13 protein-coding genes and 2 pseudogenes (1 of these 15 cut by a window edge) are annotated in these 14,650 nt (G+C 58.0%); 3 read left to right on the forward strand and 12 right to left on the reverse strand.

Annotated features, from left to right (window positions below; translation table 11 throughout):
- Positions 1 to 31: 31 nt before the first annotated feature.
- From EFAMC1_RS08520 to EFAMC1_RS08565, 10 genes are all read right to left on the reverse strand, one after another.
- Positions 32 to 1,504, reverse strand: a complete 1,473-nt coding sequence (locus tag EFAMC1_RS08520; RefSeq protein ID WP_154053864.1) for an ATP-binding protein — start codon at positions 1,502 to 1,504, stop codon at positions 32 to 34.
- 282 nt (positions 1,505 to 1,786) lie between these two features.
- Entirely contained in the window at positions 1,787 to 2,530 is a 744-nt protein-coding gene (locus EFAMC1_RS08525; RefSeq protein WP_154053865.1) for an SIS domain-containing protein, read from the reverse strand.
- A 93-nt stretch (positions 2,531 to 2,623) separates the two neighbouring features.
- The gene (locus EFAMC1_RS08530; RefSeq protein ID WP_154053866.1) at positions 2,624 to 3,907 is read right to left on the reverse strand and encodes a PTS ascorbate transporter subunit IIC; all 1,284 of its coding nucleotides are present in this window, start codon (positions 3,905 to 3,907) and stop codon (positions 2,624 to 2,626) included.
- Positions 3,908 to 3,924: 17 nt separating this feature from the next.
- Complete coding sequence (locus EFAMC1_RS08535; RefSeq protein ID WP_154053867.1) at positions 3,925 to 4,218, reverse strand: PTS sugar transporter subunit IIB; 294 nt, start codon at positions 4,216 to 4,218, stop codon at positions 3,925 to 3,927.
- 65 nt (positions 4,219 to 4,283) lie between these two features.
- On the reverse strand, positions 4,284 to 4,715 hold the full coding sequence (locus EFAMC1_RS08540) for a PTS sugar transporter subunit IIA (protein WP_154053868.1): 432 nt from the start codon (positions 4,713 to 4,715) through the stop codon (positions 4,284 to 4,286).
- A gap of 48 nt (positions 4,716 to 4,763) precedes the next feature.
- Complete coding sequence (locus EFAMC1_RS08545) at positions 4,764 to 6,701, reverse strand: BglG family transcription antiterminator (protein WP_187324620.1); 1,938 nt, start codon at positions 6,699 to 6,701, stop codon at positions 4,764 to 4,766.
- A gap of 246 nt (positions 6,702 to 6,947) precedes the next feature.
- Positions 6,948 to 7,919, reverse strand: coding sequence for an IS481 family transposase (locus tag EFAMC1_RS08550; RefSeq protein ID WP_154053870.1), 972 nt, complete (start codon positions 7,917 to 7,919; stop codon positions 6,948 to 6,950).
- A 170-nt stretch (positions 7,920 to 8,089) separates the two neighbouring features.
- Positions 8,090 to 8,899: a BtpA/SgcQ family protein gene (locus EFAMC1_RS08555; RefSeq protein WP_154053871.1), complete on the reverse strand. Its 810-nt coding sequence runs from the start codon at positions 8,897 to 8,899 to the stop codon at positions 8,090 to 8,092.
- Between the two features lie 36 nt (positions 8,900 to 8,935).
- A complete protein-coding gene (locus EFAMC1_RS08560; protein ID WP_154053872.1) occupies positions 8,936 to 10,555 on the reverse strand; it encodes a PTS system mannose/fructose/sorbose family transporter subunit IID in 1,620 nt (539 codons plus the stop codon).
- A 68-nt stretch (positions 10,556 to 10,623) separates the two neighbouring features.
- On the reverse strand, positions 10,624 to 11,109 hold the full coding sequence (locus EFAMC1_RS08565; RefSeq protein ID WP_187324621.1) for a PTS system mannose/fructose/N-acetylgalactosamine-transporter subunit IIB: 486 nt from the start codon (positions 11,107 to 11,109) through the stop codon (positions 10,624 to 10,626).
- Positions 11,110 to 11,343: 234 nt separating this feature from the next.
- Here EFAMC1_RS08565 and EFAMC1_RS08570 point away from each other — a divergent pair, with 234 nt between their 5' ends.
- The 3 genes from EFAMC1_RS08570 to EFAMC1_RS08580 all read left to right on the forward strand — a co-directional run bounded on the left by EFAMC1_RS08570 (position 11,344) and on the right by EFAMC1_RS08580 (position 13,626).
- Positions 11,344 to 12,135 (forward strand): MurR/RpiR family transcriptional regulator, encoded by a 792-nt coding sequence (locus EFAMC1_RS08570; RefSeq protein ID WP_187324622.1) that lies wholly within the window; start codon positions 11,344 to 11,346, stop codon positions 12,133 to 12,135.
- Between the two features lie 107 nt (positions 12,136 to 12,242).
- A complete protein-coding gene (locus tag EFAMC1_RS08575) occupies positions 12,243 to 12,680 on the forward strand; it encodes a hypothetical protein (protein WP_154053875.1) in 438 nt (145 codons plus the stop codon).
- A 130-nt stretch (positions 12,681 to 12,810) separates the two neighbouring features.
- Positions 12,811 to 13,626 (forward strand): type IV toxin-antitoxin system AbiEi family antitoxin domain-containing protein, encoded by an 816-nt coding sequence (locus tag EFAMC1_RS08580; RefSeq protein ID WP_154053876.1) that lies wholly within the window; start codon positions 12,811 to 12,813, stop codon positions 13,624 to 13,626.
- 144 nt (positions 13,627 to 13,770) lie between these two features.
- On the opposite strand, the pseudogene EFAMC1_RS08585 reads toward EFAMC1_RS08580, so the two are convergent.
- Both EFAMC1_RS08585 and rfbB read right to left on the reverse strand, forming a co-directional pair.
- A pseudogene (locus EFAMC1_RS08585) lies at positions 13,771 to 14,004 on the reverse strand (dTDP-4-dehydrorhamnose 3,5-epimerase family protein); the annotation flags it as partial.
- Between the two features lie 9 nt (positions 14,005 to 14,013).
- Positions 14,014 to 14,650 (reverse strand): annotated as a pseudogene (rfbB, locus tag EFAMC1_RS08590) (dTDP-glucose 4,6-dehydratase) (it continues 391 nt past the right edge of the window).

Raw genomic sequence — 14,650 nt, forward strand, 5'->3', positions numbered from 1 at the left:
ATGTTGGACATCTCAGACCGCCAATCCTCCACTACAGCACCCGATACCTTCTCAAACGACTCGTTGCCCCAGCAGTCGGCTCAATCGCACCATCTGAAATCAACGCATTGAGCCGATACCTGACCTGGTTCTCACTAAGGCCGGTCTCCGACACAAGCTCGCGAACGGACATTTCGCTATTCGCCCTGAGCAGGCTCAGCACGTACTCCTTGCCCCTCTTCGCCGCCGCGCCAGAGACCAGCTCGGGAGACGGCCTGTATAGGATGACCTTAAAACTATCGAGCTGAGGACGAAATTCCGGTGCGGGAAGCCCCCTCTTCTTGCAGGTCGCAATCACCATTGGAATGCCAGAGCCATTTCCCTCGGCGGGAGAGCCGGCAGAATCCGGAAGTGGGACAAGCGACATGAGTCGCATTAGGGTCGCGTTTCGACAGCAAGACGCACCGTCCGCGATATTCAATCGCGTCTTTGTCCCATAAAGACCGCCAGGATTCAGGACCTCAATTCGATCATCAAAGATATCAACAGAGATCGCCTGGCCATCGTAGCGAGAGCTGTAATCCCTGTGTATCAGGGCATTTGCAACGATCTCTCGAATGACCTCCACAGGAATCTCGAGCTCATCAGATCTTTCCATTCCAATGACCACGGAACGGCGCCGAAGGTTCTTGGTAATGGCAGTCACCGCATCTGTGATGATTTCGCCAATGGTCCCCTCGCAAATCGTTCGATCCAAGAAGCGAACCGGGTCAGATACCCCCTTCTCATGTCCCGGAAACACGGCGACGTCAACGATAAGGCGAGGATAGAACTGCTGTGGGTAGACCCCCGCGGCAAGAAGGCCGGCCTTGGTCACTTTGCCCGAGCCATCTAGGAAGTTGAGACGCTCAAGCTTCGTCCGCCTGTCCGAGGCGTCTCGCAGCGCGCGGGGGGTCAAATTAACGGCTCGCTCAATTGTCCTGTCAAGAATGGAAGAGTTCAAACAGGCAATACTCGAGTCGGCAACCGGCTCCCTATCAAACACGCTCACTCTCGTAGCCGTTGAGATAGAGAAGAGCTCATTGTCAGACAAGACGATATCCTTATCGTCTACGCGCTTATAGCTTCCTCTTTTCTCGCCTCTGGCTTCGACATAGCATGGTTTTAAGGCTGTCTCAAGTTCCTCGATATGAATGATGAGAAGCGGAGAGTCATCAAGAAACGCCCTCTCTATCGAGTAGACAGGGGGATTGAGCACCTTAGTCCCAGAGGAGCCACCATCGCCCATGCCGGCAACAAACTGGTCTCTCACTTGGTCAGCGTCAAACATCCCAACCGGGCTAAATCCCGCTGACTCACTAAGGCCCAGAACGATATAACCGCCGGCCGTATTGGCGAATGCGCTCACAGTCTCCCAGATATCGCGAGAAAGCTCTTTGGAGCACTCTTTGACCTCGACTTCGGCATCATCAGTCCCCTGATGCCTTAGACGCTCTACCGTCTTTGCAAGCCAATTATCAGTCACAGTCACTCCAATCACTCACATTTCTCACTGAGATTATGAGTGACTGGAGTGATACCGACAAGGCGGTTGTAGACGGGCGATGAAGCTGCAGCCGCCCGTGACGATGGGTTCATAGGCTTCGCCCATCGCCGGGGCAACCTCGAGCATGCGGAGTCTCCTATACCCTCGCGCACGCGCTTCTCGCGCTCAATAATCGCCTTGCGATAGCTCATCTCACGATCGTATTCAGCGGCGTCGACAAGATAGTCCTGATACATATTGTTTTATGTATCAGGACACATGCTACAACCTATAGTGAATGCAGTCCGTATACTCCGCGAACAGCTTCCTATTCAACTCGTCGCCCCCGTCAAGATTTGCACTGTAAAACACGGGCGGATGCTCCATGCCAGCGTCAACGAGCTTCTGCACGAGCGCCGCGACGATGGCATCAAGCATGGCCGCGCCCACCACGGTCGACGTCGGCGACACCTTTTGGTCCATGCCGTCAATCTCAACGGCAGCATCGCCCACGTCACCATGGTTGTCGAGCACGATATCCGCCAGCTCGAACAGGCGCTTGCCACTCGAATGGCGCGACGTCACAGACTGCGAGTACGCGAGGTTCGTGACCGCAATGACCTTGACCCCCGCTTCGCGCGCCGCCATCGCGATCTCGATGCCCACGGGATTTCGACCAGAGACCGAATGGACGATCAGCACGTCACCCGCCTTGAACTCCGCCCTGTCCTTCGCAATCCGTGCACCATAGCCCATGAGCCGCTCCATCGAGCTCGTATGCGAAATTGGCGAGGCATCCAACATGAGCTCGGGCGCAAAGATGGGATTCACCAACATGCAGCCACCCGCTCGATAGAACAACTCCTCCGTCAGGATTCCCGCATGGCTCGCGCCAAACACCCAGATGGAATGCTTGCCCCGCACGCAGTCAAACAGCGCGTCAACGCACTGTTCCATGTGGTCGTGCTCTTTCTCCGCCACTGTGGCGAGCAAATCCCGAACGATGCCAAAGTACTTGAACTCCATACGTCCTCCCCTAAGCGAGCGGGCGCACCCGAGAAGCCCCAGATGCGCCCGCAATCTCAATAAGCAAACAGACAAGTCACGCTAGCCACTTGTCTACGCGATGAGCTTTGCCACAGCGCCAACGACCATGCCCCACAGGTCAAAGTCCTGGCCGCCGTAGACGAGCATCCACTGCTGGATGGTGTTGTTGAAGAAGTACGCGCCGAAGCCCACGAGAAACACGGCGATGATGCCGCTCACGGCCGCACCGACGATCGCGCCGCGAACGCCGCCCGTGGCATTGCCCACGATGGAGGCGCAGCCGATCTCAAAGAAGCAGGTGGAGATCAGTGGGATGACAACCGTGGGGAAGATGCCCGTGGCACCGGTGACGAGAATGGTCGCGCAGGAGGTGACCATGGCGACGATGAAGCCGATGAGCAGCGCGTTGGGGGCATACGGGAAGATGACGGGCACGTCAAGCGCGGGAATGGCGTCGGGCACGACCTTCTCGGCAATGCCCTGGAAGGCGGGCACGATCTCCGCGATGAGCATACGAACGCCCTGGAGCATGACGGTGATGCCCACGCCGAAGTAGATAGCATGCGTAAAGATGTAGGTGAAGATGCCCGTCTTGCCCTCGGCATAGCCCCAGACAACCGCCGGGTCCTGGCCATTCGCAACCAAGATGAAGTACATGACGATGTAGGTGATGGCAATGGTGAAGGAGCCCGTGATGGCAATCTCGCGCAGGAAGCCGAGGCTCTTGGGGAACTTGAGGTCCTCGGTGGAGTGGCTCTTGTCACCAAGGGCCTTGCCGAGAAGGCCGGAGATCACGGACAGGCAGGTCGTGGGGTGGCCGATGGTGAAGGAGTCGTCCCCCGTGACCTCCTTAACGAACGGACGCATGAGGTTGGGCGAGACGATCATGTAGAGCGCCGTGAAGATGGCGGCGAGAATGATGAGCTTGCCACCCGTAAGCCCGGCGTCAACGCCCGCGGCGATGAAGACGAACGGGAACCAATAGAGCATGTGCCCCGTCAGGAAGATGGACTTCCACTTGGTGAAGCGCGCGACGAGCACGTTGATGGCGAAGGCCACGATCATGACGACGCCAATCTCGGTGCCATACTCAGCGCCAATGTCGACGGTCGTGCTCGGAATGGCCTGCGGCATCACGGTGTTGAACGCCGCAGAGATGCCGTCGATCGAGTTGCCCGTGATGAGCCCCGTGCCCGTCGACAGGACGAAGAAGCCCACGGCAGTCATGACGGTGCCACGCACGATCTCGCTAAACGGCTTCTTCTGCAGAATCAGGCCGATGCAGGCGATGAGCGCGATGAAGATGGCACCCTGCCCAAAGATCTCGTTGATGACGAAGTTGAGAACGGCTTCCATGGTCTATCTCCCCTTCCCTACTGCCTGCCGTAGGACTCGAGGTAGGCAAGCGTCTTCTGCTCCACCTCGGCCTTGTTCATGAAGTTGTCGACCTCGATGACGGGGACCTTGGCACGGTCCTTGACGCGCTCTCCCAGCTCGCGAGAGATGAAGATGACGTCGCAGTCGTTGGCGCAACAAGTGTTGACGTCTCCGCAGAACGCCTCGATCTCGATGTCGTGAGCCTTGGCGATCTTCTGGATGTTGGTGCGCAGGAGCAACGAGCTCCCGCACCCATACCCACAGACCGTCTGAATCCTTGGCACGCTCATAGGCCTTCCACCTTTCCTCCTCTGCGGCGATGCGACTCACGCGCCGCCGCACCGACAAATGAACCTCATCCATTGAGAAGCGCATACATCGCCTTCGGTGACTCCGCGCCCATCAGGGAATCGAGAAAACCATCGTCAAGCAGCTTTTCGGCAATTCGCTGGAGCCTAGCAACGTGGGACTCGGAGTCCGTGCATGCCAGGCACATCACGATGCGCACCGGGTCGTGGTCGCAGTGAAACTCGATGTCGGAGTCAAAACGGGCGATGGAGAGGTCACTGGCCATCACGCCATCCCCTGGCGCCGCGTGCGCGAGCGCAAGGCCCGGCATGATGGCGATGTAGGGGCCGAGCCTGTTCACGCTCTCGACCATGCGCCCCACATACGTCTGGTCGATTGACCCCCTGCCCACAAGGGGCGCGGCCGCGATGCGGATGGACTCCTCCCAACTGTCCGCATGCACTCCAAGCTGAATGCTCTCAAGGGCAACGCTCTCCATCCCTAACTCCTCCCGTAGCGGTTGCCATCACTGGCAAGAAAGGCCGGACTAGTCGTGCAGCGCGAGAATCGACTCGACATCGATGCATCTCTCGAACGCTCGGATGCTCTCCCCGCGCTCGAAGATCGACGCAAGGTTGAGAAGCTCGCTTTGCTCCTTATCCTTGATCCCAAGCACGACGATCACTCGAATTCGTTTGGATTCCCCAGAGGGACCAAAGTCAATGGGCTCGTTCAGGACAAGGACCGCAATGCAGTTCCGCTTGATTCCGTCGTCCACGCCCGCGTGCACATAGGCAACGCCCGGGGTGAGAACCATATAGGGGCCATAGTTCTCCACCGCAGCGATCATCTGGTCCACATAGTGCTTGTCGATAAGGCCATAGCGGAGGAGCGGACACGCCGCCAGACGAATCGCCTCATGCCAGCGCATGCAAGAAACGCCCACCTGAACGGCAGTCGGGTCAACCAGGTCGCGAACGTAATGCCTCGAAGAATCCCCGCTGAGCGAATAGGCACTCAGAAAGCTGGAGCAGAGCTTCTGGTACGAGGCATTCGATATTCCCTGCTTGACAGCATCGAGGCTGGCTTGGCTCAGAATGGGGTCAACCTCGAGAACAGGGACGTCCGGATACGAGAATCCCGACGTCGACACAATAAGGTCGATGTCATTCCGCGTGAGAAACTCCCCGACGCCCTCCGCAGACAGAGGGCCAAAGACGTTGCAGTCAACGAGGATGTGGGAGAGCCTCGTCATGAGGATTGAGCTCGAGGCAAGGCCGAAGGAGCAGACAAACAGAACGTTAAGAGCCACGGCGTCACGCACGCTCGTCTCGTAGATCGCATCGAGGTACATGGCGATATAGGCGACCTCGTTCTCGTCAAACATGACGCCATAACGCCCCTCGATACCAGCAAGCTGCTTGCGCGTAAAGTCATACAGCAGCGGTATGGAGCTAGTAATCTGAACGGGGACCTCACCTTGGATCTTGATTCCGTTTCTGGAACGATAGAGAGCCGCACGCACATGCCGGGTGAACCCGCTGATCACATGCTCGAGCGAGGCCTCGTCAACCTCATGAATCTCGCCCAAAGCATCGATGAGCAACCGAGAGATATCCTCCGCTTCGTCATCGCGACCAGTCGGAAGAGAATCGCTGCCGCCAGTGACGCTCAGACGTTGAGACAGCAGGATAGAGACGAGAAAGATGGCCTCGGCTTTGGTGGGGACGAAGGGCTGAACCTGGACGAGATAGTCTTGCATCTCACAATCGACATCGGTGGTTGTGCCACGGCCGTCCTCAAGAACGCAGCCGGACGCAGCGCGAGAAAGCATGAAGGCGATCGCAAGCTGCAACCGCTCACTATTGGCAAACCCAATATCGCAAGCAAGCTCGACCTGCTTCACCAAGTTTGTTGCCTCCTCAATGTGAGAGGCGGCAACGCTCGAGGCAATAGGGGCCAACAAGTCGTATAGAGAATCGTCTGAAGTGAGCCCCAGAAAGCAGCGGCGCCTATCAATCTCTGGTCCCTCAACCCGAGAGCCAACGCCAGGCTCACGGACCAAGCGCAGGCCATTACTGGAAAAGAACGCGTCAACATCTGCGAATCGTGCCGATACGGTTTGTTTCGACACCCCGCAATAGTCCGCAATGGCCAAAAAGGTAACGACCGGGTAGCAGACGAGCATCATCTCGGCAACGGCATTGCGCTCAGCCGACGAAAGCACGCGAGAGTCCGCCTTACCGAGCGAGGCGACAATTGAGGCCCGGACGGTGGGTGCGGCGTCAAGCCGAATGCCCCTTCCGGCGCTGCGGCTTAGCGTGACATCAGAAGCGGAGAGATAGGCCTCGATGGCCCCAAGGTCGGCGCGAATGGTACGAGGGGAAACCTCAAAGTTGCACGCCAACGTCTCCACCGTAACGAACTCAGTCCGTTGGCAAAGATAGCGCAAGCACGCATGCTGTCTCTCCGTGAGCTGAACCATCCCGCACCTCCTTACGACAATCATGGAAGTAGCGAGAATGCCCTTCAACACCAGAAGTCTTCACTTGATGCGGCAACTTCTATGTCTGAAGAGGTCAAGGAGGTTAAAGGCCGGTTGACGGAAAGCTGTTTCATGCCCGAGCACAGTCGTTTGAGAAAGATGCAAGCGGGCCGCTTGCGTCCATCTGAGGGCAATCGAGATTCATCTACCGATACGCCCTCATTAGTCCCTCAACAGAATCAGGTACTAGGTGTTATGTGCCAAGACGTTGTTTACGCCGACCATGCGTGACATCGGGGGCAGGCCCCCGCACGCGCTGTGTGGACGGTCCAAATTGTAGCGCTCGATGAAGGAGTCCAGGGCGGAGGCCCTGCCGTCCTCGCTCTCCCAGGCGCGGGCGTACTGCCACTCCCGCGCGATCGTCCCGTTCATGCGCTCGACCTTGCCGTTCTGCCAGGGGCTGAAGGGCCTCGTGTACTTGTGCCCTTTGCCGCGAGCCTCGAGCAGCACGTTGAACTCGCCCGACCGGCAGGCCGACCCGTTGTCGGTCATCACGCGCTCCACGGCGACCCCGAGGCCCTCGTAGAACGCGATCGCCCGTCCCATGAAGGCGCAGGCCGTCTCCTTCCTCTCGTCGGGCAGCTGCTCGGCGTAGGCGACCCGGCTGTTGTCGTCGACGGCCACGTGCAGGCACGACGTCCCGGCACCCCTCCTCGACCCGCAGCCGCGCCCGAGGGCCCTGTGCCCGCCTCCCTCGGGTATGCGCGGCACCTTCTTTACGTCGACGTGGAGCAGCTCCCCGGGGCGCTCGCGCTCGTAGCGCACGCGCGTGACGGGGCCGCGGGAACGCAGCTCGCCGGTGACGCGGTCGACGTCGTCCAGGCGCGGCAGGCCCATGCGGGCCACGATCCTGGCGCAGGTGCGGGCCGGCACGCCCGTCTCGGCGGCCAGCGCGAGCGGGGCCAGCAGCAGCCTCGTCCGCGCGTCGGCGACGCGCGCCTCGACCTCGGGCGGCGTGAGCCTCGCCAGCCGGCGCGGGCGGCAGCCACTGTCGGCCATCGGCTCTCCGCGCCGGGCGCGCGCGAGCCACTTGTGGGCGGTCTGGCGGCTCACACCGGCCATCGCGGCGGCGTCCGCGATGCGCATGCCGCCGCCCACGCGCTCGCAGAGCAGCGCCCTTCCCCTCGGGGTCAGCCTTGCGTTAGGATGCTGGGACATGGGAGGTCCCTCCTCACTGTGTGCCTAGACAACTCACAGCATGCGGGAGGCCCCCTATTTGTCACTACTCGGGTGTAAACAACCTGTTGGCACTAAACAACTAGCGGCGGCTGCGACCCATCCGAGGCCGCAGCCGCCGCATCACTCACCCAATATCGACGCGCCTTGCCCTACCCCTTCGCCGCCTTGATGAAGGCAGCAGCACGAACGGGGTCAACGTTGTTCCAAAGTACGCCGTCCTTCTTGATGCTCGTGCCAACAATCACGCCGTCCGCGTTGGGCAGCAGCGTGCCAATGTTGTCAACGGTTCCGCCGCTGCCAATCATAATCGGCACCTCCGGGAACTGCTTCTTAAGCTCAATGATGTGCGAGGCCTCGGGCGGCAGCCCCGCGTGCGCTCCGCCAAACAGCGCGCCCGCAATCGGCATGTTCGCCGCACCCGCCTCGAGCATCTGCTCACTCGTCCTCGTATCAAGGCACGTTCCCGCATGGGCCTCAAAGTACGTGTACACGCGAACGCTAGTCGCCTCGATCTGCCTCTGATACCGGAAAATCTCTCCAGGGTTGAACTTCTGGGACCCAAACAGCCCCTCGTACGAGCCGCTCACATACGTTCGCACAAACTTCGCACCAATCGCCTTGGCAACCGCAAGCGTGGCAAACGGGTCAATCAACACGCCACAACCAAAGGGAACGTGAATCTCTTGCGCAACCTCGGCTGCAATGCGCACGTACCCGGCCACCGTCTCGGGCCCAACCTTGCTCAGGTAGGGACGATCGCCCTCGTTGGCAAAGACCAAGGCATCAAAGCCCTCGTCCTGAAGCGTGCGGGCATCGGCCTTCAGTCTTCGAATCTGCTCCTCAAAGGTCATCTCGGGGTCGGCGTAGGGAGTTCCTGGCAGGGCCTGCATGTGCAGGCATCCAATCACGGGACGCTTTACCCCAAAGGTTTCATAGTGCTTGTCCATAAGCTCAGACATGAGTTGTCCTCTCAATTCATAGCAACGAGTCGCCCGCTACGCCAGAACGCCCAGCAGCGAGAACACGGCAGCGGCAACGAACATGGCAACGATCACGTGAGTCGGCTTAACGCCCTTCTTAATCGCCGCGTAGGTAACGAGGAACGAGGCGAACGGGAGCAACTTGGGAAGGATTGTGTCAAGAATCGATTGGATCTCGATGGTGCCCGAGGCAAGCTCGAACGTAAGCGGACACGTAAGTGGAATCACCGTGGCAACCAGACAACCAAGAACCATCATGCCCATGGCGCCCAAACCCTCAGTGAGCTGCTTAACAAGACCGCCCGCGAGGAGCTTGGTAACCGCACTCTTGCCAAACTTGTAGCCGCTCATATAGCAGAAGTAGCCAACACCCAGCGCATACACGGAGAACAGAACAACCAGCAGAATCGGACCAAGAGCACTTCCCTGCGACGCAAGGCCAATGGCAATCGAAAGCAGCACAACCTTCACGAGGCTCTGGGTCACCGAATCGCCAATGCCGGCCATGGGGCCCATCAGAGCGGTCTTGAGGTTGTTCTCCATGTCGTCATCGATCTCGGCACCGTTCGCGCGCTCCTCCTCCATGGCAGCCGTGATGCCGGGAATGATGGAGCCCCAGGTGTTCTCGGTATTGAAGTAGGCAAGGTGACGCTTCAGGCCAGCGGCGATAGCCTCCTGGTCATTGCCATAGAGCTCCTCAAGAACGGGGACCATGCAGTGGCAGAAGCCAAGACCCATCATGCGCTCGTAGTTGTAGCAAATCTGGCCCCAGCTCTGCCAGGCAAACCAAGACTGTCGCAGTGTCTTCTTGGACAGCTTTTTGAGCCCCGCAGCCTGTTCGGCAACATCAGAAGCGTCCTCGGCGCCAAGCGAGAGACCTTCAAGGACAGAGGCACCGCCCTGGGAGGTATAGATAAGGTGCAGGATGCCAGCCGCGGCACCAATGATGGCGATGGGCATGGTTCCAAGGTTCAGATACGCAGAGAGCGCAAAGCCAACCGCAAAGAACGGGACAAGCGATGCCTTGGACAGCACGCTCGCGAGCATGGCCAGGCCAAGTGCCGGAATGAGGTGGCCGGCGAGCGACAGAATCGAGGTCACCTGACTGGGAATAACGGCAAGCAAAGTCTCGAGCGCGCCAGAGCCAAAGTACACGCAGAGGAGCGATGGAACAAAGTATGTGAGCAGCGGGAAAATCTGCGATGCAAAGAGGTTCATCATGACAACGCCGCGCGCGTTGCCCTCGGTGGCATACTGATCAGCCTTGTGAACCCACACCGAGTTGAGGGACATCTTCACGTTAAAGCTGAGAAGACCCAGCAGGCCAATGGGCACGGCCACGGTAAGGCCAACAGAGGGGTCGGCGCCGGCGAGCATTGTCATGGCAACGCCCAGATAACCAGCGAGGGCATAGTCACTCGGAAGCGAGCCGCCAATGGCAACCATGCCAATGTAGGCCATCATTACGGTCGAGCCAACAGAGAGGCCATAGCCCACATCTCCCAGCAGCAGGCCGTTCACAAGGCCCGCCACAAGCGGCGCGCCAAAGTACATGGACCATCTCAGCCACATTGGACACGCAGTGGCAGAAAACCAGGTAAAGAAAGCAATTACCAAAGCCTGAAGAAGCAGCATTTTCTACCCCACCCCTTTCTTGGGCGGATTAACGAACGCTAGATTGTCGAAATGGAATAGGTACTTAGCTACCCTATGACGTCCGCCAACGGCACGGAGGCGTCCGTATACAGCATCTGCAGGAACACGTTCACCCCCATCTCCCGCAGCTCTCTGGCTTCACTTTTCTCCTCTTCGGAAAGGAAGATGTTCTTGGTGATCTGGGTACGCCCCGGCACAGACCCAAGATTCCCGAGATTTAGCTCCTTGAGTTCGTTGGGAGTGCCCGCAAGAGACTTCGCCAGCTCCAGTGCAGCCGAGATGCGCTTGAACAGAAGCAGCGTGCTCTCATCGCCTTTGTCGCCCTTAAGGCGATTGGCCGCATCGGGAACCGAGAGGATGTCAATGGAGATGCCGGCCGGGGCACTCATGCTCAGCACCGTGGCCATAAACTCGTCTTTTGCGACCTGGTCATCGACCACGACAATCCTGCGCAGCTTCAGGTACTTAGCCCACGAAGTCATGATCTGTCCGTGGACGAGTCTCTCGTCAACTCTGCTAGCAACGACGTTCATGCCGCACCGTCCTTTCGCCCCATTGGCATCAACGCGCATCAGATGCAGCGCGTCCTTCTTGTCTCCACATTAGGCTGAATGAACCATCTATTCAATCTAAACTGAATGATTCATCCTAAACGGAGCCATTATGCCGGCGAGCGGTAGGTGGTTTCCTGTGGATGTATCAAGATGTCCCAGGGATATATGTTCTGCTACTGTTCTTGCATGAATGAACCATTCAAAGGAGCTCTCATGGATGCCTTTCAACAGATGAGCCTGCACGAGGCGGAGCTAACGCCAACGGAAGCCCGCGTACTCGAAGCCGTAAGAGACAATCCAGAGGCTTTCCTTCAAAGCTCAACGACAATCGTCGCAAAAAGCATCGGCGTCTCACAAAGTGCGGTGAGCAGGTTCTGCAAAAAGGTGGGATACGACAGCTTCGGCGGCTTCCAAATGGGGCTCATGGCCGCCCTGTCTTCCAACACGAGCAGAGACGAAAGCACCGAGCCATCGAGCCCGGTCGACTGTCTGTGCAAAATGGTCCGCGCAACCGAGAGCGCCGTGGGAGAAGACAGGTTTAACGCACTCGCCGACCGCATTATTGGAGCTCGCAACGTCTTCACCACGGGAGGGGGGCTTAGTGCTCCCCCAGCCCTCACATTGTCCCTGGACCTGCTCAAGTACAACGTACCGTGCTTCTTTATGGAAAACGGTCAAGAGATGATTCACATGCACGTGTCTGGGCCAGAAGACCTCGTCATGATCTTCTCGTCAAAGAACAACACGCATCAGCTGTTTCTTGACGTTATGGGGGACACGCCCGCATCAAGGAAGCCATACCTTGTCATGGTGTCCCACTCAAGTACCCATCCCCTGCGCAAGCTTGTCGACGAGTTCATCCTGCTTCCCACCTGGCAAACGGAGAGGTATCCCGTCTACATCGAACCCATGACCTCAATGCTCGACTTTTGCAGCCTTCTCATGGTCGCAGTATCGCAAAAGGCAGGCGGGAGGCCAGAATCGCTACAGACCATCAAAAAATAAACGAACACGCCCTTATTCAGCGTCATATAATAATGGCCACAAGCAGCCCTAAACTGAATTTGCCTGCAGCAGATAGGCAGGAATCAAGAGCGCAGATAGGAGCCAACATGAAGTGGAGCAATTCCGTCGGAGGAGTGAGCCCATTCTACGGCTCTCCCCTCATTCGGCGCTACGTAAAGGTCTCTAGACAGTGCAACAACCCGCAGCAGCTTCTCGCATTCATTGAAAACGATGAATGGGAATCGGGGCTACCTTCAGATTCGATTAGCCTCAACGCTAAGTTAGGCTACCTGTCCTCACTCATTGACCGCCATTGCTCGCCCCAGTCAATTACAACTTTTGCAACGCTTGCGGCAGCTATCGTTCCGCTTGCATTTTCCGCCACCATGCCATCCAACGTTTCTCTTTCCACAGCCTTGTCTGTCATGTTTTTAATTCTGATGATCTACATCCTCTATCTCGCTGTTAGAAACACAAGCATCCAACGTCTCAGAGACTGCATAGACTATCTAATCCGAATTCAGCCGGATAGCACAGACGCGTAGATGAGCCATCTGAATAATCGTGCGAATTACAAGCCAGAGGCTACAGCACGGTTTCTTCGAGACGCACTTGGCTCTTATCAGATTCTGATATGATACTTATATCGTTTACACAGACGTTAACGGATTCAGTATGAAGAAACCAGGCAACATCATATCGCTCGAGCTACTTGCCGCGTCGCAATGGGGCATGTTCACCACCGCTCAAGCACAGGAACTCGGCATACGCCGAAACCAGGTATTTCGCATGGTCAGCGCGCTTCGTGTTGAACCTATTTGCTTCGGGGTCTATCGGTTTATCGCAGGGGCACAACCACCGCAGGCCGACCTAAAAGCAGAATGGCTCTCGGTATTCCCAAAGCAAAAAGCAGCCGAAAGGCTGACTCTTAGGCCATATGATGCCGTCATGGCGGGGAGAACGGCGGCGGTTGCCCTCGATGCCGGCGACTTTCACGCGTCGCCCTACACCTTCATAGTATCAAGGCGCCGACAAACATCCAGGGAGGATATCCGCTTCCTTCACTGCAGACTTAGTGAAATAGATGTGATGCTTTGCGATGGGATCCCAACCACAAGTTTCGAGAGAACCGTCTACGATCTCCTGAGGCTCTATGAAGACCCCGATCTCGTCGACAAGTTCATGGAAGATGCGGTTCGTAAACATGGACACCAATTCGATGTCGAAAGACTAGGAAGCCTTCTCTCCCCAATTGCCTCACGTTTTGGCTACCCAATCGGAGATGGAATATCGTTTGCAGCGAGTCTGGCTGCAAGAAACGCCACCAATATCCAACTCTCGCACGTTGCGGCCAGCGTAAGCCAAGGCTTGGCACTTCTCAGCAACCGAGCGGGACAGCAATCGCAGGCATCAATCGACGGGCTATCAACCGCCCTTGTCGATTTGGAGAAAACTCTAAAACGCGTTAGCCCACCAGGCCTGAAGAAATAAACGGATACGCAGTAGCGTTTATCGAACCACCTCAGGCATAACGTTTTCATAAGACGGGCCATACGGGGGACGAGTCAGAGCCATGCAAAACCAAGTCGCTCGGGATTAAGAACAGAGGAGGAGCCTCATGAACAACCGAATTTACTTATCCCAGGGCTCCGCATGGATGCCGCGGGTTACGCCACGCTCGTCGTTGTAGCTGATGTTGTTCTGGACGATGCGGAGGTCGGGAATGCCGAGCCCCGTCATCTTCGCGCGCTGCCAGTTCTCCTTGAACCAACCGCGTGAGTCACCGTGAACGGACAGGTCGAGAACCTTCAGGCCCTCAATCCCGGTATCGGCGACGGAGAGCCGCTTCTCGAAACTAATCTCAGACATGACTCTCCCCTACTGCCCCTGCTTCGCGTACCTGGCCTCGGTGGCCGCCTTCGCGGGGCGCCACCAGGCCTCGTTGTCCACGTACCACGCGATCGTCTGGCGCAGGCCCTCGGCGAAGTCCGTGTGGCGCGGCCTCCAGCCGAGCTCGGTCTGCAGCTTGGTTGAGTCGATGGCGTAGCGGCGGTCGTGGCCGGGGCGGTCCTTGACCCAATCGAAATCGTCGGGGTCCTTGCCCATCATCTCGAGGATCATGCGCAGGACCGTTATGTTGTTGCGCTCGCCGTCCGCGCCGATAAGGTACGTCTCGCCCACGCGGCCCTTGGTGAGGATGGTCCACACGGCGCTCGAGTGATCCTCGGTGTGGATCCAGTCGCGCACGTTCTCGCCCCTGCCGTAGAGCTTCGGGCGCTCGCCGTCGATGACGTTGGTGACCTGGCGCGGGATGAACTTCTCAACGTGCTGGTAGGGCCCGTAGTTGTTGGAGCAGTTCGAGATCGTGGTGCGAAGCCCGTAGGTGCGGGTCCAGGCTCGGACGAGCATGTCGGAGGCCGCCTTGGTGGAGGAGTACGGGCTGCTCGGGTGGTACGGGGTCTCCTCGGTGAAGCGCGCCGGGTCATCGAGCGCGAGGTCGCCGTAGACCTCGTCG

This window comes from Olsenella uli, assembly GCF_901212675.1.
Taxonomy (GTDB): domain Bacteria; phylum Actinomycetota; class Coriobacteriia; order Coriobacteriales; family Atopobiaceae; genus Parolsenella; species Parolsenella uli_B.